This is a genomic window from Prevotella sp. P3-92 (assembly GCF_002251205.1).
In the GTDB taxonomy this organism is placed as follows: domain Bacteria; phylum Bacteroidota; class Bacteroidia; order Bacteroidales; family Bacteroidaceae; genus Prevotella.
On sequence record NZ_NPJE01000032.1, the window covers coordinates 1 to 608 of the forward strand.

At 37.7% G+C, this 608-nt stretch carries 1 protein-coding gene; it reads right to left on the bottom strand.

Annotated features, from left to right (window positions below; all coding sequences use genetic code 11):
• Window positions 1-357: 357 nt before the first annotated feature.
• Window positions 358-608, bottom strand: a 251-nt coding sequence (locus CIK93_RS04995) for a DUF6562 domain-containing protein (protein ID WP_216820888.1), incomplete at its 5' end; no start/stop codon positions are given.

Here is a 608-nt window from a genome sequence, read left to right on the forward strand (position 1 = left end):
TACAACCGTAACCTTGACCTTACATCTCAACTAAAAGCTCAGAAATCAAAATCGCATAGGAAGCTGTCAATGCAATAAATTCGTGACATTCCTTACCATCCGTGTGCGGTTTTCAAAAACCGTTATATTGTTATCTGTAACGCTTTACTGCAAATTATGGAGTAGATTAACCACTCCGTGTCAATCCGGAGTGGTATCTGAGTGCGGTTATATGTTCTGGCGCATGAGAGATAGTAAGGCTTTAAAGAAAGACCACCACTATAATAAATATAGTGATGGTCTTTATCTTAATAATTGCTTTTACTATAGATGTAGTAATGGACGTTCTGAAATGATTAGACCTATAAACAATAATTGTTAGAATGTGTATGATAGCTCCTCATCGTCAGTCGTGTCGAATGTGTATCCATTACTGACAGAATTGGTAAAGAAGTACCCTGTTGCTTTGGTCGTACAATTTTGTTTCAGCGTTACCGCATTCAATGTACGCGTGCGAATCAGTTTGCCAGAACTATCCTTCATATTGACCTTTACATTGACAACTTGTTCTGTTGCTGTCAGAAAACATGAAATCATTGGACCGTCTATGAATGAATTGTTTGGCGTAT